Genomic DNA, 23,033 nt, shown 5'->3' with positions numbered 1-23,033 from the left:
GATTATGAGCCGAGGCTTTGCATAGCTAAATACAGGAACCAATGAGTCTTTAACAGAAGCTACTGAATTTGTAAAAGCAGTAGAGAAAAGGACAGCATTGAAAATCGTCTGTCTGGAAAAGATAGCCATAAATTTCAATTGGATAGACAAGATTGCTTTATATGAAGAAATCGAGAACTTAAAAGGAGATTATTTCAAATATTTAAAAAAAGTAAGTAAACAATAGCTGTTTTAAAAATAAAAATCATCTCGTTTTTGGAAAATTATCTCCTTTAATCCTAATAATATACTATAAATGATACCAGTAACTAAACCCTTTCTCCCTCCACAGGAGGAATACAACAAACATCTTCAGGGTATATGGAAACGCCAATGGCTTACAAACATGGGGCCATTAGCAAGTGACCTCGAAATGCGATTAAAAAACTATTTGTCAGTAGACCACTTGCTTTTTGTCACTAATGGAACTGTAGCCTTACAAATGGCTATAAGAGCGTTAGACTTAAAAGGAGAAATAATTACAACACCGTTTTCTTTTGTAGCGACCACAAGCAGTATCGTTTGGGAAGGGTGCAAACCAGTATTTGTTGATATTGATAAAGATTCTTTGAATATAGATCCCAATAAAATTGAGAGTGCCATAACCGAAAATACTTCGGCTATATTGGCTACCCATGTGTATGGAAATCCATGCGATGTGGCTGCTATTGAAAAGATAGCCAAAAAACACCATCTTAAAGTCATTTATGACGGAGCACATGCTTTTGGAGTACAAGTAAATGATAAGTCTATTTTTGATTATGGTGATATTTCCATTTGTAGCCTACATGCAACAAAGCTGTACCATTCAATCGAAGGAGGATTGGTCATTACAAAAGATACAGCATTACTCAAAAAGCTCGCTTTTATGCGAAATTTTGGTTTTGATGGCCCAGAGGCTTTTGCCGAGTTAGGATTGAACGGAAAAAATTCAGAATTTCATGCAGCCATGGGGTTAGTGAATCTGAACTTTATTCAAGAAATTCATAATAATAGAAAAAAAATTGTTGATCGCTACGATGAAAAACTAAAAGATTACAAAGCAATTAAGCAAATATGGCATAAGGAGGGATCACAAAATTATGCCTATTATCCAATAGTAGTTGAAAGTGAGGAGCTACTTCATAAATGTATTGATACGCTGAAATTAAATGAAATATTCGTAAGGCGTTACTTTTATCCTTCGTTGTCAAATATATTACCTTATTTAGAATCCGTTGAAATGCCTATTACGGAAGATATCTCCAAAAGAATAATGTGTCTTCCTTTATTTCATGATTTGACATTGGAAGAGGTAGATTTGATTTGTCGTTTAATGTTAAGAGTTCAAAATAACTAATTATGAAAGTAGCAGTAATGCAGCCGTATTTTTTTCCGTATTCTGGATATTTTTCTTTAATCCATAGTGTCGAGCATTTTATGTTTTTTGATGATGTCCAATATCTTAAAAAATCCTGGATGTCACGAAACAGGCTGTTAAATATTGAGAAGGCAGAACCTTATTTTATTAGACCCAGTCTAATCAAACCAGATTACAAAGCGCTATTTACAACGGTAAAGTTAGATAACCATGACTACTGGAAATTGAAATTATTAGAGCAATTGAACGGTTATAAAAATAAAGCGCCATTTTTCTATGAAATTAGGGCCTTAATTGAAAAAATTCTTGAAAAAGATTATGAGTATCTGACATCTTTTAATATAGAGTCAACTATCGAGATTAGTAAGGCTTTGGGTTTTACTACAAAATTTGATAAATATACAGACTATAATTTCTGGTTTGAACAAAAGCCGGAAGAAGGAGACTGGGGAAGGGTTATTGCAAAAGAACTCAACGCAACCCATTATATCAACGCGCAAGGTGGAGAATCATTTATTTTTCCTGAACCATTTTCCAACATCAACATGAAATTGGGTTTTATTCAACCAGTTTTGAAGCAATACAATCAAGGCAATGATGCTTTTGTAGCTGGATTATCAATCATTGACATGCTTTTGTTTAATGGCTTTGAACAAACTGCTGAGCTGATATCGCAGTACGACGTCAAATGGAAAAACTAAGAACAGCGATTGGCGGGTATCTGGAATTGGAGGCCAGCGAGATAAGAAATTGCTATCATCCGCAGGCTATAGCATTGAATACGGCTAGGAATGCGTTGGAATATTTATTGAGAGTTCGCACTTTCAAGCAAATATACATACCATATTTTACCTGCGAGGTACTGTTGGAACCTATGGCAAAATTAAACATACCAGTTAGGCTTTATGCTATTGATGAACAATTGGAGCCCCTGTTTGATTTTACTTCGTTGAACGATGACGATGCATTTCTATATACCAATTATTTTGGATTAAAAAGTGATTATGTGGCACAACTTGCCCGGCAATGTAAACAGTTGATTGTAGACAATGCACAAGCTTTTTTTGACAAACCATTTCAGGGTGAACCCACTATTTATTCCGCTAGAAAATTTTTTGGAGTAGCGGATGGAGCCTATTTGTATACCGATACAAAATCTACAGATAAATTTGAACAAGATAGTTCTTACGACAGGATGGCACATTTACTGATCCGCAAAGATGATTCGGCGGAAGCCGGATATCGTCATTTTGTAGCTAATGACAAGGCGTTGGAACAAAATCCTATCAAAATAATGTCACGACTAACTACAGCTATACTGGGGTCAATCGATTATGAAACAGTAGCTCAAAAAAGAATTGAAAATTACAGGTGTTTGGAGAAGGCCTTACACCAAACCAACAAACTTACATTGCGTTTATCAAGTGATTCGGTACCAATGGTTTATCCATATTGGACTGAAGATAAAGCATTAAGACAACGATTGCTTCAGGAAAAAATCTATACAGCTGCATATTGGCCCAATGTAAAAGAATCGTGCAGACCGGCCAGCTTGGAATACCGCTTAACGGCTGAGGTGGTATATTTGCCTATTGACCAGCGTTATGGTTCAAATGATATGTTAAATATTTTAAAGTATGTATAAAATTTTAATCCGTCCATTAGTTATTGAAGATGCGTTAATTTCATGGAAATGGAGAAATGATCCTGAAGTGTGGTCTCAAACAGGTAATAGGCCGGATAGATTGATCACACCAGTGATAGAAATGGAATGGATTCAAAGAGTTGTCAATGAAGAATCCAGCCGCAGATTTGCTATAACTGTTGATGATCAATACGTGGGAAATGTTCAATTAACAGACATAGCAGATACAAAAGCTCAATTTCATATTTTTATTGGTGAAAAATCATTTTGGGGAAAAGGTGTTGCAAATCAGGCAACCTCTCAAATATTGATTTATGCGAAGAAAATGCTCGCTTTAAAAGAAGTGTTTTTGTATGTAAAGAAGAGCAATATTTCAGCTATTAAAGTTTATCAAAAAAATCACTTCATTGTAGATGAATCGGAGGGTGAAGAATTAATGATGACCTGTATCTTAATTTATCTTGATGGATCCAAAGTAAGCGGGTCTCATTAAAAATATTTTTAAAATTTTATTCTCTATTTGGGATTATAGACAGCAATTGAATCTTAATAGTCTACACTGCAATTGCTTAATACATATAAAACCTACGACTTTAGCCAAAGTCCCTGCTGTTTGTGATGATTTTGCATTACAATTATTTCCATGTTTCCATGCCTTCAATAGTGATATCCTTAGGTCGAAATTTGGAATTTTTTATTAATAATTTATATGAGCGAAAATTCAACAATCGTTAAAAATAGTTTAGTACTTTATATCAGGCTCATTTTTGTTTCAGTTATCGGGCTTGTTTCATCAAGATTTATACTTCAGGCTTTGGGAGTATCAGATTTTGGTTTATATAATGTAGTAGGAGGTGTTGTTACCATGATGTCATTTTTAAATATCGTTATGATTTCAACAACTTACAGATTTATTGCATTTGAAATAGTAAGAGGAAAATTAGAGGATGTAAATAAAGTGTTTAATATTAGTTTGATCATTCATCTTGTACTTGCACTCCTCGTGGTTATTTTCGCATTAACATTTGGGGTTTATTATATCAAGTTTTTTTTAAAAGTTGACAACGGTAAACTTGATGATGCTTTTTTTGTCTTTTTCTTTTCGGTACTAGGGGTGGTTTTATCTATTATTACCATTCCCTATCAAGGATTACTCACTGCAAAGGAAAAATTCACAATAACAGCGCCCATTGAAATAATTAAAAGTTTGATTAGTCTGGTGGCCATAATTTTAATTATGAACTATTCTGGAAATAGGCTGCGGTTGTATGCTGTTTTAGTTTCAGTAGTAACATCAATTCCTCCAGTGCTCTATTATTTATATTGCAGGTATAATTTTTCAAGTATTACCAATTGGAAAGTGCAAAAAGATAAAAGCAAATACAAAGAAATGATGGGCTTTTCAGGCTGGATCATGATTGGCGCTGGGGCAAGCGTAGGCGAAACGCAAGGATCGGCGTTAATCATTAATTCTTTTTTTGGTACAATTCTAAATTCTGGTTTTGGTATTGCAAGTCAGGTCAATAGCTTTGTTAAAATGTTTTCTCAAAGTTTGAGTCAAGCCGTAATTCCCCAAATAACAAAAAGCTATAGTAGTGGCAGGACAGATAGAACTGCACAATTGGTAATTTATGCATCGAAATATTCTTTTTTCCTGATGCTTATTCCAAGTTTACCGCTTCTTTTGGAAACGAACTTTATTTTAAATCTGTGGCTTACTGTAGTCCCAATATTTACAAAGATATTCATACAAATTATGCTAGTGAATGCGCTGATTACTACGATGAGTGCAGGTGTGCCAGCAGCAATACAAGCTACTGGAAAGATAAAGTATTTCCAAATAGTGTTAAGTTCAATAATGTTACTAGGGTTGCCTGCTGCTTATATAGCTTTTACATTTGGCTTGCCTCCTTATTCAATATTAATTGTATATACTTGTACATCCATTATAATTTTTATTGTGCAACTGGTAATGTTAAAGATAATTTTAAATTTTAATATCGAATTTTTTATTAAAAAAGCGTTTTTCAAGATGATGCTCGTTTCGATTTTTGTTTCACCGTTGTTTATTATCCGTGATTTTTTCGATGCAGGACTTTTACGGTTTTTATGTATGGGTACTTTATCAATAGTTTGGTTACTAGCAGCTGTTTATATTATAGGAATTGAGCGTAATGAGACCGCTTTAATTTCAAGCTTTTTTCAAAAAATTAAAGAAACTTATTTTAAAAAGAAATTAAAATGAATATGCACGCACCTATATTAATTACTGTACTAAACCGACATGACCATTTCAGACGATGTGTGGCGTCACTTTTAGCTTGTATTGATGCAGATAAAACGGATTTGCATATTGCTTTTGATTATCCTTCAAAAGACGCGCATTGGGAAGGTTATAATAAAATTGAACAATACATACCTACTATAAAAGGCTTTAAATCTATAAATGTTATCAGACGTGATGTTAACTATGGAGCAGAAAGAAATGTTTTTGGAGCGTTCGATGACCTATTTAAAACACATGATCGACTAATTGTCACTGAAGATGATAATGAATTTTCTAATAACTTTCTACTATATATAAATAAAGGACTCAATTTATACAATGATAGAAAGGATGTTTTCGCTGTATGTGGTTATAATTATCCTATCAATATGCCACATTCTTACAAAGCAAACGCGTATTTATGGAAAGGATATTCTGCCTGGGGCTGTGGCATCTGGAAAGATAAGTGGAACGAAATAAGTTTAAACCCCGATGAAATTAATTCTTTTTTGATTAATCCAAAAAATGCAGTCCAGTTAGAGCGCTATTCAAGCCATTATATGCCTGCTTTATTGCAGATTATAAACAATAATCATATGACGGCTGACACTTTTATTTCAATGTATTTAATTGAGAACAACATGCGTTGTTTGTTTCCTTCTGTTTCCAAGGTTCGCAATCATGGACATGACGGAAGTGGGCTGCATGGCGGAATAATTGAATCAAACATATATCGCGATCAATTAATGGATACCGATAGTTCATTCGATTTTTCTGTAGAAAGCAAAGATCTACAAGAGAATAAAGATGTTATTAGCGTTCTGAAGAAACATTTTAAAGTACATAAATTAAGGTGGTTATATACCTATTATAATTATATGAAGTATTTAACAATTCATTACGCAAAATTAAAAATTGGTTTCGTTGGAAGTAAAAATAATCGGTAATGGCAAATGTAAAAAAAAAAATATTATTTATTCACCATGGAACGGGTATTGGGGGGGCGTCTATTTGTTTAAAGGAACTCGTGCTGTCTATGGCAGATGAAATTGAACCTACAATTTTGTGTTTAAAAAATAGTTCCGCAGTATCTTTTTTTCAGGAAAGCGGTATTGAGACGATTTTTTTAAATACTTTCTTCTTTAAACAGATCTATTCTTTTTGGCCGCATATTGAAGGAACTACCTATAGTCTTACATCGCTGATACTCTTGCCACGGTTCTTTATAAGTTACATACTTAACGCTTTATATTTTTCCAAAAACGTGTTGAAAAAATATGAATTTGATATTTTATATTTAAATTCAACATTTTTAACAGATTGGACCATTTTAAATAAAAAGAAAACTATAGTACATGTAAGAGAGCCTCTGGGTAAAGGTTTTTTAGGGATAAGGCGTTCATTATTTAAATTAGTTATTTCCAAAAAGGTGGATCATATTATTGCCATTAGTAATGACAATGCTAGTCGTGTTAATTTACTTTCTAAAACAACAGTAATCTATGATCCAATGAGAGCCATTACATATAAACAAGCAATTAAGACCGATCTGGACAAAAAATATTATTTGTACCTGGGAGGACTGCAGATGATCAAAGGTTTTTATGTCCTTGTTTCTGCATTGCCCTATTTAAATGCTAATGTGAAAATATTTTTTGCAGGAAACATCGACTACCAATCCAGATCGGGTTTTTTTGGAAATTTAAAAAAGATGGTTGAATCGTATTGGGTTGCAAAATTAAGGAAAAGCGATAAGGTAATAGAAATAGGGCTTATCAACAATGTGTATGATTATTTAAGATCGTGTGACTATTTGTTATTCCCGTCAACCATCCCGCATTTTGCTGGACCAGTATTAGAAGCTTATAGGGTTGGCAAACCTGTTGTGGTCAGTGATGTGAACGGAATGGATGAAATTGTGTCGCCCAAAACCGGTTTTTTCTTTACAAGAGGTAATGCAAAAGAGCTGGCAGCAACGATTAATTGTTCAGCAACTTTATCTACAGAAAAATATGCTTTGTTTGAACAGGAATGCTTGAATAAATATGAGATGATTAACTCAGAAAATAAAACTGTAATTTCAGTAATATATAAGATTTTAGGAAAAAAATAATTTAGAATCAAAAGTTAAGAATCTTATGCTGTACTGGATTAATTTTATAATTATTGCGCTTTTTTTCTGTTTCATCTCTACAGATAAAAAATTAAATCCCAATATTCGTAAATTTGCGCAAATCTGCCTTATTACAGTAGTAGTGTATTTTGCTGCTTTTAGAGACGGACTGGGGCAAGATTATGACGGATACCATGACCTTTTAATTAATGGGTATTTTAACGAATATACACTTAAAGAGCCCGGATTTTCAGTTTTTTCTAATATCGTATACTTTACAGAATTAAGTCCTGTGTTCTTCTTTTTGATGATGGCGCTAATGACCAATTATCTGTTTATAAACTCTTTTTATAGATACAATAATACGTTTCTGATTATATTCATTTATTTAACAGGGAGCATTTTCTATTTTAATACTTTTAATTTGGTAAGGCAGATGGGAGCCGCATCGCTTTTCATGTACAGCATCCGCTTCGTTGAAAATCGTAAATTTCTGCATTATGTATTTTGTGTCTTATTAGCAGCAACTTTTCATATTTCTGCCATTTTTTTATTGCCTTTTTATTTTATTATTAATCGTCTCTATTCAAATAAATTATTAATAAATGTACTAGTGGTTTCCTATATCGTGGGGCAAATATTAAAAATTGACCTAACCTCTTTTTTGGCTCAATATTTTACGCTCTATTATTGGTATTTTGAAGAGGAAGTTACTTTAGTAAATGAATCTGGGTATCTTACGCTTTTTTTTAATTTGGTGCTGATCTTATTAATTTTCTATAAAAAACGAAATGAAGATGTACAGTACAAAATAGTATTCAACCTTTTTTTTATTGGTGTTCTTTTATATAATTTGATGCCTTCCTTTTATTTTATCTTTAGATTTGCTACCTATTTTATAGTTTTTGCTCCAATTGTACTACCCTCTTTAGAAAAAATATTTCCAAAAAGAGTCTGGGCGTTTATTTTAATATTGGGTTTTGGGGCAATGTTTATTTTTACACTTTATTCTAGTTTAGATAATTCAAAAATAATTCCAGATACGATACTTAATTTAGAAAGTGTTTTTGACCATTAAAAGATGTCTAAAGTGAAATATCTTTATTGGCTACTGTCCTCTTGATTATCTAAAATAAAATGTTACCAATTATGAGAGTATTATACATAGGGAGTTTTTTTCCAATTGAAAGAACTGAAGAAATAACTAGTAACAGCAAAGGTTACATTGATAATGCAGCCAATAATTTTCAATGGGCGTTAATTAATGGGCTCGACTGCTATTATCCTGACATTGAATTAATAACTTTGCCGGCAGTAGGTTCTTATCCATTTCATTATAAAAAAGCCTACTTTTCCAAGTCTTTTTTTTTTCATAAGGAAAAAAGTAACGATAAAAGTGTGGGGTTCTTAAATTTGCCCCTTATAAAGCACGTAAGCAAATATTATAATTTATATCAAACATTAAAAAAAATTGATTCCAATGAACCGACAACAATAATCATCTATGCAATGCATTCTCCATTTCTAAAAGCTGTATTCAAACTGAAAGCTAATGGTTATAATTTGAAAACCTGTCTCGTGATTCCCGACTTGCCTCAGTTTATGTCTGCTAGCAAGAACATATTTTATGTGTTTTTCAAATGGATTGATTCACATAATATAAAGAAGTATTTAGGAGCAATCGATTCTTTTGTTTTTTTTAGTGATCAAATGGTTGATTTCATAGTGGTAGAAAATAAACCATGGACTAGAATTGAAGGTATTTTTTTGCCTACTAAAAATGTGCATGCGGTTAGTAAGGAAGGTCGAAAAGTTATTTTGTATACTGGTTCACTGGCAGAAATTTATGGGATTAAAAATTTGATGAATGCTTTTATGTTAATTCAAGATGTGAGTTACGAGTTATGGATTTGTGGCGATGGAGATTACAAAGGTGAAATTATTAAGAAATCACTAATAGATAAAAGAATTAAATATTTTGGACAACTCCCTTTTATTGAAATTCAAAAAATGCAAAAAAGAGCTACAGTACTTGTTAATCCACGTACGTCGCAAGGTGATTACACTAAATATTCCTTCCCATCAAAAACAATGGAATATTTAGCATCTGGAACACCTTGTATAATGCACCGTTTGCCAGCCATTCCACCTGAATATTTTCCTTTTCTTTTTATTGCAGAAAAAGAAGATGCTGAAGGTTTAAAGGATAAAATAATTGAGGTTTGCAATAAAGAAGAAAAATATTTGATAGACTTTGGAGCAAAAGCGTCCGAATTTATTCTGACAAATAAAAATCCAGAATCACAAGTAAAAAAGATTTTTGATATGATAAATAATTTGTAAAATAAAGTAAATGAAAATACAAAATAAAACACTTCTCATAACAGGAGGCACAGGTTCATTCGGAAATGCGGTTTTGAACCGATTTCTTCATACCGACCACTTTAAAGAAATACGTATTTTCTCCCGTGACGAGAAGAAGCAGGACGATATGCGCAACCAGCTGAAAAATGACAAACTCAAATTTTATATTGGAGATGTTCGTGATTATACCAGTATAGAAAGAGCGATGCGCGGGGTTGATTATGTGTTCCATGCTGCGGCCTTAAAACAAGTGCCTTCCTGTGAGTTTTTCCCGTTGGAAGCGACTAAAACCAACGTGTTTGGGACGCAAAATGTAATTGATGCAGCAGCAACCAATAAAGTAAAAAAAGTAATTTGCCTGAGTACGGACAAAGCGGCCTATCCGATTAATGCGATGGGAATTTCTAAAGCATTGATGGAAAAAGTTGCGATTGCGGCTTCCAGAAATACTACAGACACCACGGTTTGTCTGACCCGTTACGGAAATGTAATGGCGTCCAGAGGCTCTGTGATTCCATTGTTTTTAAAACAAATTCAGGAAGGTAAAACTATTACAATTACGGATCCTAAAATGACCCGTTTCCTGATGTCGTTAGAGGAAGCTGTAGAATTAGTCTTATTTGCTTTTGAACATGGGAATTCAGGCGATTTGTTTGTCAATAAAGCACCTGCAGGGACAATAGGTGATTTAGCACAAGCATTAAAAGAACTTTGTCATGCCGATAATGAAATAAAAATAATCGGAACCCGTCATGGAGAAAAACTCTATGAAACCTTGTGTACCCGCGAAGAGATGGTAAAGGCTGAAGATATGGGCGATTTTTACAGAATTCCGGCTGATAACCGGGATCTGAATTATGCGCAGTATTTTTCGGAAGGGGAACAAGATGTATCTCTAATTGAAGATTATCACTCCCATAATACAGAACAGTTGGGCGTTGAAGGAATGAAAAAGTTGTTAGTAAATCTGCCACTGCTCAAAAAAGAGGTTTTTGGAGAAGATGTGGCTCAAACGCCGGGATAGAAAAAAGCTTTCAGCGATCAGTAATCAGCGATGAGTAGTTAGTAATCGGTAAATTAGGAAAATGATTCCAACAATAAAAAAAGGAGACCGTCATACGGATTTAAGAGGGACTTTGTTTTACAATAATGATTTTGATCTTTCGGCAATCAAAAGAATGTATGTGATAGAAAATCACAGTACTGATTTTGTTCGGGCTTGGCAAGGACATCAAATCGAACAACGATGGTTTTCGGTGATAAAGGGTTCGTTTCGCATTCAGTTGATAGCCATTGATCATTGGAAAAAACCTTCCATAGATTTGGAACAGTTAACTTATATTGTCGATTCAGAAAAATTGGATGTATTGCATGTGCCATCAGGATATGTGAGCAGCATTCAGTCTTTAGAGCAAGGTTCTAAATTGCTCGTCCTATCCGATTATTTGTTAGGAGCCATTCAAGATGAATATCGTTATGAGGTGGATTACTTCGTTTAAAGTTTCACGAGGATTGATGCATATCCAAAAACGCCGATTAGCGCAAATTGTATAAAAAAATCAGCGTTAAATAAAATCAGCATAGATTTGCGAAAAACAAAATATAATTTGCGAGAAACAAATAGATAATGATAAAAATAGGAATCACTGGTCAGGCCGGTTTTGTCGGAACCCATTTATACAATACTTTAAGATTGTTTCCTGATGAATTTAAATGCATTGCTTTTCAAAGAAAATTTTTTGATACTGAAACTGATTTAAATCATTTCGTTTCACAATGCGATGTTATTGTACATTTGGCGGCGATGAATCGTCACAATGAGCCACAGGTTATTTACGATAACAATGTTGGATTGGTTCAAAAACTAATCCATTCGCTCACTATAACCAATAGCAAAGCCCATATTTTATTTTCCTCCTCCACACAAGAAGAGCGAGATAATTTGTATGGAAAATCTAAAAAAGAAGGCCGTGAAATGATGATTCGCTGGGCTGAAAAATCAGGGGGAAAATTCACAGGAATGATTATTCCCAATGTTTTCGGGCCTTTTGGTCATCCAAATTATAATTCAGTGGTTGCTACTTTTTGCCATAAATTGGCACACGGAGAAACTCCTCTAATAGAAGTTGATGGCGACATGAAATTAATTTATGTTGGGGAATTGGTCGCGGAAATTTTGAAAGAAATTCGAAGTGGCGTAAGCAGCGATGAGGTTTGGATTCCTTCTACTTCAGAGTCAAAAGTTTCAGGAATCTTGGCTTTATTGGAAAAATACAAATCAGAATATCAGGATAAAGGCGAAATACCCGCCATTAAAAATATCTTTGAGTTGAATTTGTTCAATACTTTCCGTTGTTATATGGATATAAAAAATCATTTTCCAGTAAAATTCATCCAGCATATAGATCCTCGGGGTTCGTTTGTCGAAGTGATTCGACTGGGGATTGGCGGTCAAGTGTCTTTCTCTACAACGGTACCCGGAATAACAAGAGGGAATCATTATCATACACGAAAAATTGAACGCTTTGCCGTAATTAAAGGAAAGGCACTAATTCAATTGCGACGCATTGGAACTAATGAGGTTCTGGATTTTTATTTAGATGGTGCTGAACCAGCGTATGTAGACATGCCCATCTGGTATACCCACAATATCAAAAATATTGGGGATGAGGTTTTGTATACTAATTTTTGGATTAATGAATTTTATGATGAGAATGATCCCGATACGTATTTTGAAAATGTGTAAAATTTTACACGCAGATTTAAAGGATTCATTTTTTTTTTTTTTCTATAATATAAAGTTTTGATTTTTAAATTGCTTGAATATGTATTAAGAGTCTTTTATCACTTCACGCAGATTTAAAAGATTTTCTATAATTTTAAATTTTGATTTTAAAGATTATAATTTTCAATAAAAGATTGAAATGGAAGAAGAGGTATTAACATATCAAATTAGAGGATGTATTTTTAACGTCTATAATAAATTAGGTCCAGGTTTGTTTGAATCTGTTTATCAATCTGCATTATTTTATGAATTGGATAAGGCTGGATTAGCATTCAAAAGATAGTTGGAATTACCAGTTCATTACGAAGATATAATTTTAGATGTCGCCTTTAGAATTGATATTTTGGTAAAAAATAAAGTTATTTAGAACTTAAATCTGTTGAAGAATTATCTAAAGTACATTACAAACAAATTATAACATATCTCAAACTGACTTCTATCCCAGTAGGAATTTTAGTAAATTTCAAAACAGATTCCATTAGGGAAAGCATCAAAAGCATTGTAAATAATTATATAGATTAATTTTTAATTGTATCAATAGAAAAGACACAATTAGTAGTAAAAAAAGTCCTTGAATCTTTTAAATGGTTGTAATTCTCAATATAGATTTCAAAATAGAAAATATAAGAAGAATTAAAAGTATCATCTTAAATTTCGATTATATCAACAATCATGAGATTTTTATAAATAAAAAAAAATCCTTTGAATCTTTTAAATCTGCGTGAAAACAAAAACACTAAAATTTTTAAAAAGTGAAAAAGCAAAATGATAAAAGATTCAAATAAGAAATAAAATATATATGAAGACGAAATTAAAAGTAATGACAGTGGTTGGGACCAGACCAGAAATAATTCGATTATCCCGAGTAATGGCAGCTTTAGACCATTCAGAAGCTATAGACCATGTGATTGTGCACACAGGGCAAAATTATGATTATGAGCTAAATCAAATTTTCTTTGACGATTTAGGGATACGTAAGCCTGATTTTTTCCTAGATGCGGCCGGAATAACAGCTACTGAGACTATAGGACAAATATTAATCAAAATCGACCCGCTATTGGAGCGTGAAAAGCCAGATGCGTTTTTAGTTTTAGGCGATACAAATAGCTGTCTTTGTGCTATTCCAGCTAAGAAAAGGCATATTCCAATTTTTCACATGGAGGCGGGTAACCGTTGTTTTGATCAGCGCGTTCCTGAAGAAACTAACCGAAAAATTGTAGACCACGTTTCGGACATTAACTTGACATACAGTGATATTGCTAGGGAATATTTGTTAAGAGAAGGTTTGCCGGCAGATAGAATCATTAAAACAGGTTCACCGATGTTTGAGGTTTTGAATCATTATTTGCCAGAAATTGAAGCTTCAGAGATTTTAAATACTTTACAATTAGAAGCGCACAAATATTTTGTAGTTTCGGCTCATAGAGAAGAAAATATCAATAGCGAAAAAAACTTCAAAGGCTTGATGGATAGTTTGAATCTGATTGCAGAAAAGTATGGCTACCCAATCATTGTTAGTACCCATCCTCGTACACAAAAGATGATTGACAGCAAAAATATTGCTATGCGGCCGGAAGTTCAATTCTTGAAACCAATGGGATTCAATGATTATAACGCTCTGCAAATGAAATCGTATGCTGTTCTTTCTGATTCTGGAACCATTTCTGAGGAATCATCCACATTGAATTTCCCAGCATTAAATATTCGTGATGCGCACGAACGTCCCGAAGCGATGGAAGAAGCTTCCGTTATGATGGTGGGATTGAATCCGGAACGAATCATGCAGGGATTGGTACAATTGCAATATCAGAAAAGAGGCTCTGAAAGAAATTTTAGGCCTGTTGCTGATTATTCCATGCCCAATGTGTCCGAGAAAATGGTACGTATTATTCTGAGTTATACGGATTATGTGAAAAGAACTGTTTGGAGAGAATTAAATTAAAATATATGAATGTACTTTTTTTAACAATGGCCAGAATTGGTTCTCTCGATGACAGAGGAGTTTATACAGATCTTTTGAGAAAATTTTTTGAAGAAGGTCACAATGTCTATGTTGTTACTCCAATGGAACGAAGAGAAAACAAAAAAACCAATATTATTAAAGAAAAAGGAGGCGTGATTTTAAATATTCAGACCTTAAACATTCAAAAAACAAATATTATAGAAAAAGGAATAGGGACACTTGCAATAGAATATCAATTTTTAAGAGGGATAAAAAAATATTTATCTGATGTAGAGTTTGACCTCATTACATATTCAACTCCACCAATTACATTCTCTAAGGTTATAAGCTACATTAAAAATAGAGATAATGCTTACTCTTACCTTATGCTTAAGGATATCTTTCCGCAAAATGCAATTGATATGAAAATGCTGAAGGAAGGAAGTCTGCTTCATAAATTTTTCTTGAAAAAAGAAAGAAAATTATATGAAGTTTCTGACGCAATAGGATGCATGTCAGAAGCTAATAAGATATTTCTTTTAACCCATAATCCAAATATTGCTCTAAAGAAAGTTGAGGTCAACCCAAATTCAATTTCTCCATTAGAATTATTTCAAGCAAAAGAAGAAAATAACATTATCAAGAAGAAGTATGGACTTCCTTTAAACAAAAAAATTTTTGTGTATGGAGGAAATTTAGGAAAACCTCAAGGTGTTGACTTTCTCTTGGAAACCATTACAGCTACTAAAAGAAAAGATGTGTTTTTTTTAGTGATTGGTAGTGGTACTGAATACAATCGAATAAAAAAATGGTTTGAAACACAGCAACCCAAAAATGCTATGATGATGAAGGGTTTGCCAAAAGACGATTATGAATTTCTTTTAAGAGCCTGTGATGTAGGGATGCTTTTTTTACACAGAGATTTCACAATACCAAATTTCCCTTCAAGACTGCTATCTTATTTAGAGATTAAATTACCAGTTCTTGCGGCAACTGACCCTAATACTGATGTTGGTTCAGTAATTGAAAAGGCAAAATGTGGCTACTGGATATTATCTGGAGATCAAAAAGAAATGCAAAACGCAATTAATAAATTTTGCGATGATGAAGAAAATTATTTGCAAATGAAGGAGAATGCATGGAAACTATTAGTAACAGAATTTCATGTTGACCGTTCCTATCAACTTATAAAAAAAAGACTTGAAAATGTATAAAAATTTCTTCAAGCGTTTGATTGACTTTTTAGTTGCTTTTTTTGGTATTCTCATTTTAAGTCCAATATTTATATTAATTACCACTGGATTATTTTTTGCAAATCAAGGCAAACCATTCTTCTTTCAAATGCGCCCTGGAAAAGGTGAGCATAATTTTAAAATCATTAAGTTTAAGACCATGAATGATAAAAAAGATGAACAAGGAAATTTGCTTGCTGACACAAAACGATTGACAAAAATAGGTAGCTTTGTCCGTAAGACGTCTTTAGATGAAATCCCTCAACTAATAAATGTGATTGTTGGGGATATGAGTTTGATAGGACCTCGACCTTTATTAGTTTCTTATCTTCCTTTTTATACAGAACAAGAAAGATTTCGTCATACCGTCAGACCTGGAATTACAGGTCTTGCACAGGTTAATGGAAGAAACACAGTGAAATGGGATGAGCGGCTTGCCTTTGACGTAGAATATGTAAAAAACATTTCTTTTAGAAATGATATTGCTATAATTTTTAATTCTATAAATGTTGTTTTATTTTCACAAGGAGTGAGTGTGGATCCAAGTATTTTAATGAAAGATCTAAATGATGAAAGAAGTAATACAAATAACTAGATACGAAAAGGTTGATGATGATTTTAATACAATCATCAACTTACATAAATTAATTTCAAAAGGAACAACTGTCGACGGGCATCTTATTTATTTTGATGCTAATTTTCCATTTTTTTTTAAAAATGTAATCCGGAATAAAACAACTAATTTTGTTTCTGTTCTTAAGATCAATAACGTGTTGAGCGGTTTTATTCATTTTAAACTGTTTGAAAACACCATTTTTTTGAATAATATTTGTTTGAATGAATCATGCCAAGGAAAAGGAATAGGAAAGCATTTTTTGAAAGAAAGTTTGAATTTATCGTACGACGGCAGTCAAAAAATTTTTGAACTAGATGTGTTTTTGTCTAATCACAAAGCATTAAAATGGTATTTAAGTCTTGGTTTAGAAATTCAGAAAAAATCAACATGGAAGAGTATTGCAAGGGATTCAAACAAATTGAATATTGAAAATATATCTGATATTTATTTTTTAAAAGACAACAATGGCTTTGACAGCATTTATTATGAGAATAATAAAGTAGCTACAATTGTAAATAACAGAACAATTCTGGTTCATGATTTATTAATTCTTGAAAGAATTTCAAGTCAAACGTATACTATTATTACAAACCAAGATGTAAAAGACTTAAGCGTAAGCCACTATCAATTTATTGTTTTAGAAATTTCCGCAAGAATGAATGGTAAGATAAAAGATGTTTTTAATAATTTAAATGAAACAAATGCTTACTATTTATAAATTATATACCAAAGAAGGAATTGATAATTATAAATTACTTCTTTCTTCTTTAGGTATAAACAATCCTTACTATTTACCAGATTACATTAATGTTTTTAGCGGTGGATTAGAAAATCTGATTTGCTTTTCATTTATTTCAGATGAAAATAATTTCATTGTCATAATGCCTGGCTATTTAAGACCCATTGCAATAGGTGGTGAAAAAACCGATTATTTTGATTTCATTACCCCTTACGGGTATACTGGTCCCTTTTTCTCGGCCAATATAAGAGATTTAGATATTTGCGAATTTTGGAAAAATGTTGACCAATGGTATTTAGATAATAATGTTGTGACCGAATTTATTCGGTTTAATCTTTCAGGAAATTATAATGAATATTCAGGAGATGTAGTTCCTACAATGTTGAATGTCAAAGGGAAAATTATTGATGAGGAATCACAATGGGTGTCTTTCGATCATAAGGTTAGGAAAAATATAAATAAAGCTAAAAGAGAAAATTTGACAAGCGAAGTACATTATAAAAATATTGAAGAAGATAAGATTTTAGAATTTTATGATATTTACATGCTCACAATGAAAAGAACAAATGCTACGGTAAATTTTTTGTATAGTTTTGATGATTTTAAAAATTTTATTAATTATAATGAAAAACATGTAGCAATTTGTACGGTTTATTTTGAAGCAATTCCAATTTCGTCTGAGTTGTTATTAGTTTCGGAAGAAATGATATATTCGTTTCTTGGCGGAACCGATGAAAACTATTTTGAAAAAAGACCAAATGATTTTTTAAAAGTTGAAGCTCTGAATTGGGCAAGATTTAAAAATAAGAAATATTATGTACTTGGAGGAGGTTATGGTTTTGAGGATGGAATATTTAAATATAAAAAATCATTTTTTCCAAATGATGTGGTCTCATATTATACTGGCAGAAAAATTATAAATCAGAAAATATATGATCAGTTCATTGAAAAAGCATCAGAATTAAGAGTTCTATCAGGAAATGAGAAGTTGAATCGCACTGATACTTCATTTTTTCCGCTGTATAATAAGCTAAATTAATTTTGCTAAGGCAATGAAATTTGATTCAGAACATTAATGTAATGATAAAAAGATTTTTTGATCTGTTATTTGCTATTGTTGGACTTTGCTTTATGGGTTGGGTAATTATTTTAGTATGGTTTGTTGTAGTTATAGATACTAAATCAAATGGGTTTTTTTTTCAGAAAAGGATAGGACAATTTGGAAAACCTTTTTATATCATTAAATTAAAATCAGTACGAGAGTATGATAATGATGTTAAAAAAATTTCGCTTTTTGGAAATTTTATTCGTAAAATAAAAATAGATGAATGGCCCCAATTGATAAATATTTTAATTGGAAATATGAGTATGGTTGGACCAAGACCGGATATTCCTGGTTATTATGACCAGTTGCAAGGGGAATCAAGAAAAATATTAGAGTTGAAACCGGGACTTACCAGTGCAGCCTCGTTGAAATACTTTAACGAAGAACAATTACTAGCTCAGCAACAGGATCCATTAACTTATAACGATACCGTTATTTTTCCCGACAAGGTGAAAATGAATTTAGAATATTTTTATTGCAACAATTTATTTATCGATATAAAAATAATTATTAAAACAATACTCAGATAATGAATAAATCAAAAATATGGCTTTCTTCCCCACACATGGGTGGAAGTGAGCGGAAATATGTGCAGGAGGCTTTTGATACGAATTGGGTAGCTCCACTTGGTCCAAATGTTACTGGGCTGGAACAAGATTTAGAGAAATATTTATCTAAAGGGGAAGTTGCTGTAGGTGTTTTAAGTTCCGGAACAGCAGCCATTCACTTGGGTTTAGTTTTATTGGGTGTGACCTCAGGTGACGAAGTAATCTGCCAAAGTATGACTTTTTCTGCTTCGGTTAATCCTATTTTTTATCAGGGGGCAACTCCAGTTTTTGTTGACAGTGAATTGGATACTTGGAATTTATGTCCAATAGCTTTGGAAGCAGCCATTAAAGACCGGATCGCAAAAGGAAAGAAACCTAAAGCTATTATAGCAGTTCATTTGTATGGTGTGCCATTTCAAATTGAAGCGATTAGGGCCGTTGCAGATGCGTATGCAATTCCCATTTTAGAGGATGCTGCCGAGGCCTTGGGCAGCAGCTATAAAGGGAAGAAATGTGGAACTTTTGGAGATATTGGGGTTTTGTCTTTTAATGGTAATAAAATCATCACCACTTCAGGAGGGGGAGCCATTGTAATGCCTACTGTAGCTTTAAAAGAAAGAGCTATTTTCTTTGCTACCCAATCCAGAGACGATGCACCACACTACCAGCATAGCGAAATAGGTTATAATTACCGCATGAGTAATGTTTGTGCCGGTATTGGTAGAGGCCAAATGGAAGTCTTGGACGATCATGTTGGGCAACGCAGGGCAATGCATGATTTTTATGGTGCTTTTTTTAATGATATATCAGCTATTACTGTATTTACCGTCCCCAACGATGATTATTTTGCTAATTATTGGTTGAGTGCTATATTGGTTGATCCTGAAAAGGCGAATGGAATGACCAGAGAAACGATTCGATTGGCATTGGAAGCAGAAAATATTGAGTCCCGACCCCTTTGGAAACCGATGCATTTGCAACCTATTTTTAAAAAGTATCCGTACTATGGAGAAAAAGTGGCTGAAACCCTGTTTGAAAATGGACTTTGTCTGCCTTCTGGTTCTAATTTAACGGAAGAAGATCGGAATAGAATTCATCGTGTTTTGTCGCAGTTGTTTGGTAAGAAAGGATAATCGATTTTTTATCATTATTATTAGTAGTTTTTGTAACTCACTATGTTTTATTTTTTAAACACATAAAATCGTAGTTTTTAAGTATTTCTATTAAGACTTTTCACTTTATTTAGTAAATCATAGCCATATGGACTCAGAATCGGGTTATTCGATTCTTTTTACTAAGTTGTAATCCTGCGCTTACTTAAGTTGAAGTTGGTGTTTTTATATCTTTTTTGAAATTCTTAATTTTATATAATTATACACATCAGCTATTACTAATTGTTTCGATTATCAGTTAATAGCCTGACTTATTAAAGATCTGCAAGCACAATATCATAAAATATAGCCCTTTTTTGCATTTGTTCAACGATTCTACATACGGTCAGCGTATTTTATTCGTTAATATGTAAAAAAGGTGTTTGTTTAAGACTTTATTTTATTTCCTATATTTGATTCCGATTTATTATTCGCCATGTTTCATTTAAAAAAAGATAAATTACTTTGAGTATTCCTGTAAATAAAAGGGCAGCACAGTTTGTCTCTGACGTTTTTTCAAAAACGAACCTTAGATTGAATATGCATAATTTGGGTTATTTGCCCCGCTGGATCATCGTATGCATTGATTTGATGGTTCTGCTGTTGTCGTTCTTTTTTACTTTTCTACTCTTTAGAGGTACGGGTTTGGATTATATAACGACGCCTCATACTATCATTTTCATTAGTTCTTTTTTTGGAATCAATTTGTTTTTTTTCTGGCTATTTCGCACGTATTCCGGAATTATCCGGCATTCTTCTAATATTGATGCGGTTAAATTATTGTTTTCACAATCGGCCGTTTTAATTGTGTTTCTTGCTTTTAATTTTTTACACGAGATTATCCTTGGTTCAAAAGCCTTTTTAAATACCGCTATTTTTATCAATATTGTTCTGTCTTTTTGCGGCTTGTTTTTATATCGAGTCGTGGTGAAGCAAACATTTGAACTATATTTTTCTGAAAAGAGCAATTCAGAATTAATACGAACTGTCATTTACGGAACCGATGCCAATGCAATATCGGTTGCTAACGCTTTAAAATTTGAAACACCTTCCCGTTTTAAAATTGTGGGATTTGTCGATAAAAAAAATAAGAATGCTTCCAAACGCATGTTGGATCTTCCTATTTTAGTGCAAAAGAAAAAGTTGCCTGCTTTGATGCGTTCGGTAGCAGCGGAAGGCGTTATCATTGCTGATAAGGGATTGTCAAAAGATGAACAACTTATCATTGTAGACCAGTGTTTGGAATACAACTACAAGGTATATACCGTACCCTTAATATCTGATTGGGAAAATCAAAAAGAGATTTCCCAAAAAGTAAAGACCATTCAAATTGAAGATCTTCTAGAAAGAAAACCAATTTTATTGGACAACAAGTCCATTTCAAATCAGTTGAAAGGCAAAGTGATATTGATTTCGGGAGCTGCCGGTTCTATAGGGAGTGAAATCGTGAGACAGGTTTTGTTATTTGATCCAAAAAAAATTATTATTTTAGATCAGGCTGAAACGCCTTTGCACCATCTCAAATTAGAAACGGACAGTATTATTACCCGCGCCAAAATCCGAACCGTTATTGGGGATATTAGGAACTTAGAGGCAATGGATAGGCTTTTTTCATCTTATAAACCCGAAGTTGTTTTTCATGCTGCTGCTTATAAACATGTTCCGCTGATGGAAGAAAATCCTTGTCAGGCAATTTTCACCAATATAAAGGGGACTAAAAATTTGGCTGATTTAGCTTGTTTGTACGGCGTCGAAAAATTTGTAATGGTATCAACTGATAAAGCGGTAAACCCCAGTAATGTAATGGGTGCCAGTAAGCGAATAGCTGAAAAATATGTGCAATCATTACAATTGAAAGACCAAAAAGAGAAGGATTCTCATGCTACTAAATTCATTACCACTCGTTTTGGAAATGTTTTGGGTTCCAATGGTTCTGTTGTTCCTTTGTTTACCAAACAAATCGCTGAAGGCGGCCCACTTACCATTACGCATATAGACATTATTCGCTATTTTATGACTATTCCTGAGGCTTGTCAGTTAGTTTTGGAAGCGGGAGCTATGGGGAATGGCGGTGAAATTTATATTTTTGATATGGGTAAACCGGTTAAGATAATTGATTTGGCACGAAAGATGATTAAGTTAGCAGGATTCATTCCTGATAAAGACATCAAAATTGATATTGTTGGTTTGAGACCCGGAGAGAAACTGTATGAAGAGTTGCTTAATGATACTTCAAAGTCGATTCCAACGCATCATGCTAAAATTATGATTGCACAAGAAATACAAGAAGAGTTCGAGGGGTTGCATACTGATATAAATGAATTGATTCGTCTGGCAGATTTGTTTGCCAATGATGCGATAGTGACTCAAATGAAGAAGATAGTACCTGAATTCAAAAGCATGAATTCGGCGTATGAAATGTTGGATCAAAAGGATTAACTCTCACTGGATAGGATTTATCGTTTTATAAAAGCAGGATTAACCAGCTTGTAACACATCTGGCCCGCTCTGCGGACTGTTGTGGGATTTTTAAGGGTATTTTTTGTAGTGGTTGCTAATTTTGTCCACAGATTATACGGATTTAGCGTATTTTCAGCGATTGAAGGAATAAGTTTGGCTCGCTCTGCGGGCTGTTGTGGGATTTTTAAGGGTATTTTTTGTAGTGGTTGCTAATTTTGCCCGCAGATTATACGGATTTAGCGGATTTTCACTGATTAAAGGAATAAGTTTGGCCCGCTCTGCGAACTATTGTTGATTTTTGAAGGATATTATGTCGTGGTAGTTGTTGCTGATTTTGGCCAGAGATTTTACGGATTTTTATTGATTGAAGGAATAAGTTTGGCCCGCTCTGCGGACTGTTGTGGGATTTTTAAGGGTATTTTTTGTAGTGGTTGCTAATTTTGCCCGCAGATTATACGGATTTAGCGGATTTTCACTGATTAAAGGAATAAGTTTGGCCCGCTCTGCGAACTATTGTTGATTTTTGAAGGATATTATGTCGTGGTAGTTGTTGCTGATTTTGGCCAGAGATTTTACGGATTTTTATTGATTGAAGGAATAAGTTTGGCCCGCTCTGCGGACTGTTGTGGGATTTTTAAGGGTATTTTTTGTAGTGGTTGCTAATTTTG

Annotated in this window: 22 protein-coding genes; all 22 read left to right on the top strand. The window is 33.2% G+C overall.

The features are described from left to right. Window positions 1-295 precede the first annotated feature (295 nt). Entirely contained in the window at window positions 296-1,378 is a 1,083-nt protein-coding gene (locus BMZ76_RS04995; protein ID WP_091203633.1) for a DegT/DnrJ/EryC1/StrS family aminotransferase, read from the top strand. Window positions 1,379-1,380: 2 nt separating this feature from the next. Further along, entirely contained in the window at window positions 1,381-2,100 is a 720-nt protein-coding gene (locus tag BMZ76_RS04990) for a WbqC family protein (RefSeq protein WP_091203632.1), read from the top strand. Further along, window positions 2,088-3,044, top strand: a complete 957-nt coding sequence (locus BMZ76_RS04985) for a hypothetical protein (protein ID WP_091203631.1) — start codon at window positions 2,088-2,090, stop codon at window positions 3,042-3,044. The genes BMZ76_RS04990 and BMZ76_RS04985 overlap by 13 nt, the downstream gene beginning before the upstream one ends. After that, window positions 3,037-3,537: a GNAT family N-acetyltransferase gene (locus tag BMZ76_RS04980; RefSeq protein ID WP_091203630.1), complete on the top strand. Its 501-nt coding sequence runs from the start codon at window positions 3,037-3,039 to the stop codon at window positions 3,535-3,537. Before BMZ76_RS04985 ends, BMZ76_RS04980 begins: the two co-directional genes overlap by 8 nt. Before the next feature lie 216 nt (window positions 3,538-3,753). Next, window positions 3,754-5,289: an MATE family efflux transporter gene (locus BMZ76_RS04975; RefSeq protein WP_091203629.1), complete on the top strand. Its 1,536-nt coding sequence runs from the start codon at window positions 3,754-3,756 to the stop codon at window positions 5,287-5,289. Then, window positions 5,286-6,257 carry a glycosyltransferase family protein gene (locus BMZ76_RS04970; RefSeq protein ID WP_091203628.1) on the top strand — a complete coding sequence of 324 codons (972 nt, stop codon included), beginning with the start codon at window positions 5,286-5,288 and terminating at the stop codon, window positions 6,255-6,257. Before BMZ76_RS04975 ends, BMZ76_RS04970 begins: the two co-directional genes overlap by 4 nt. Further along, window positions 6,257-7,423 carry a glycosyltransferase gene (locus tag BMZ76_RS04965; protein WP_091203627.1) on the top strand — a complete coding sequence of 389 codons (1,167 nt, stop codon included), beginning with the start codon at window positions 6,257-6,259 and terminating at the stop codon, window positions 7,421-7,423. The genes BMZ76_RS04970 and BMZ76_RS04965 overlap by 1 nt, the downstream gene beginning before the upstream one ends. A gap of 25 nt (window positions 7,424-7,448) precedes the next feature. Further along, on the top strand, window positions 7,449-8,501 hold the full coding sequence (locus tag BMZ76_RS04960; protein WP_091203626.1) for an EpsG family protein: 1,053 nt from the start codon (window positions 7,449-7,451) through the stop codon (window positions 8,499-8,501). A gap of 71 nt (window positions 8,502-8,572) precedes the next feature. After that, entirely contained in the window at window positions 8,573-9,766 is a 1,194-nt protein-coding gene (locus BMZ76_RS04955) for a glycosyltransferase (protein WP_167547421.1), read from the top strand. A gap of 10 nt (window positions 9,767-9,776) precedes the next feature. Then, entirely contained in the window at window positions 9,777-10,811 is a 1,035-nt protein-coding gene (locus tag BMZ76_RS04950; RefSeq protein ID WP_091203624.1) for a polysaccharide biosynthesis protein, read from the top strand. Between the two features lie 61 nt (window positions 10,812-10,872). After that, the gene (locus tag BMZ76_RS04945; RefSeq protein ID WP_091203623.1) at window positions 10,873-11,286 is read left to right on the top strand and encodes a WxcM-like domain-containing protein; all 414 of its coding nucleotides are present in this window, start codon (window positions 10,873-10,875) and stop codon (window positions 11,284-11,286) included. A gap of 128 nt (window positions 11,287-11,414) precedes the next feature. After that, complete coding sequence (locus BMZ76_RS04940; RefSeq protein WP_091203622.1) at window positions 11,415-12,533, top strand: polysaccharide biosynthesis C-terminal domain-containing protein; 1,119 nt, start codon at window positions 11,415-11,417, stop codon at window positions 12,531-12,533. Between the two features lie 178 nt (window positions 12,534-12,711). After that, complete coding sequence (locus BMZ76_RS16370; RefSeq protein ID WP_317615050.1) at window positions 12,712-12,855, top strand: GxxExxY protein; 144 nt, start codon at window positions 12,712-12,714, stop codon at window positions 12,853-12,855. Between the two features lie 128 nt (window positions 12,856-12,983). Beyond that, entirely contained in the window at window positions 12,984-13,094 is a 111-nt protein-coding gene (locus tag BMZ76_RS16365) for a GxxExxY protein (protein WP_317615053.1), read from the top strand. 277 nt (window positions 13,095-13,371) lie between these two features. After that, entirely contained in the window at window positions 13,372-14,514 is a 1,143-nt protein-coding gene (gene wecB, locus BMZ76_RS04930) for a non-hydrolyzing UDP-N-acetylglucosamine 2-epimerase (protein ID WP_091203621.1), read from the top strand. A 5-nt stretch (window positions 14,515-14,519) separates the two neighbouring features. Next, window positions 14,520-15,728 (top strand): glycosyltransferase family 4 protein, encoded by a 1,209-nt coding sequence (locus BMZ76_RS04925; RefSeq protein ID WP_091203620.1) that lies wholly within the window; start codon window positions 14,520-14,522, stop codon window positions 15,726-15,728. Then, window positions 15,721-16,341 (top strand): sugar transferase, encoded by a 621-nt coding sequence (locus BMZ76_RS04920; RefSeq protein WP_091203619.1) that lies wholly within the window; start codon window positions 15,721-15,723, stop codon window positions 16,339-16,341. The genes BMZ76_RS04925 and BMZ76_RS04920 overlap by 8 nt, the downstream gene beginning before the upstream one ends. Beyond that, a complete protein-coding gene (locus BMZ76_RS04915; protein ID WP_091203618.1) occupies window positions 16,313-17,080 on the top strand; it encodes a GNAT family N-acetyltransferase in 768 nt (255 codons plus the stop codon). Before BMZ76_RS04920 ends, BMZ76_RS04915 begins: the two co-directional genes overlap by 29 nt. After that, window positions 17,055-18,140, top strand: coding sequence for a GNAT family N-acetyltransferase (locus BMZ76_RS04910; RefSeq protein ID WP_091203617.1), 1,086 nt, complete (start codon window positions 17,055-17,057; stop codon window positions 18,138-18,140). The genes BMZ76_RS04915 and BMZ76_RS04910 overlap by 26 nt, the downstream gene beginning before the upstream one ends. Before the next feature lie 41 nt (window positions 18,141-18,181). Then, window positions 18,182-18,736 (top strand): sugar transferase, encoded by a 555-nt coding sequence (locus tag BMZ76_RS04905; RefSeq protein WP_091203616.1) that lies wholly within the window; start codon window positions 18,182-18,184, stop codon window positions 18,734-18,736. Beyond that, the gene (locus BMZ76_RS04900; protein ID WP_091203615.1) at window positions 18,736-19,887 is read left to right on the top strand and encodes a DegT/DnrJ/EryC1/StrS family aminotransferase; all 1,152 of its coding nucleotides are present in this window, start codon (window positions 18,736-18,738) and stop codon (window positions 19,885-19,887) included. Before BMZ76_RS04905 ends, BMZ76_RS04900 begins: the two co-directional genes overlap by 1 nt. 558 nt (window positions 19,888-20,445) lie before the next feature. Next, the gene (locus tag BMZ76_RS04895) at window positions 20,446-22,344 is read left to right on the top strand and encodes a polysaccharide biosynthesis protein (protein WP_091203614.1); all 1,899 of its coding nucleotides are present in this window, start codon (window positions 20,446-20,448) and stop codon (window positions 22,342-22,344) included. Window positions 22,345-23,033: the final 689 nt, after the last annotated feature.

The organism is Flavobacterium xueshanense, assembly GCF_900112975.1.
GTDB classification, from domain to species: domain Bacteria; phylum Bacteroidota; class Bacteroidia; order Flavobacteriales; family Flavobacteriaceae; genus Flavobacterium; species Flavobacterium xueshanense.
Note: the sequence above shows the minus strand (reverse complement) of the source record. Positions and strands in the feature narration are given on the sequence as shown.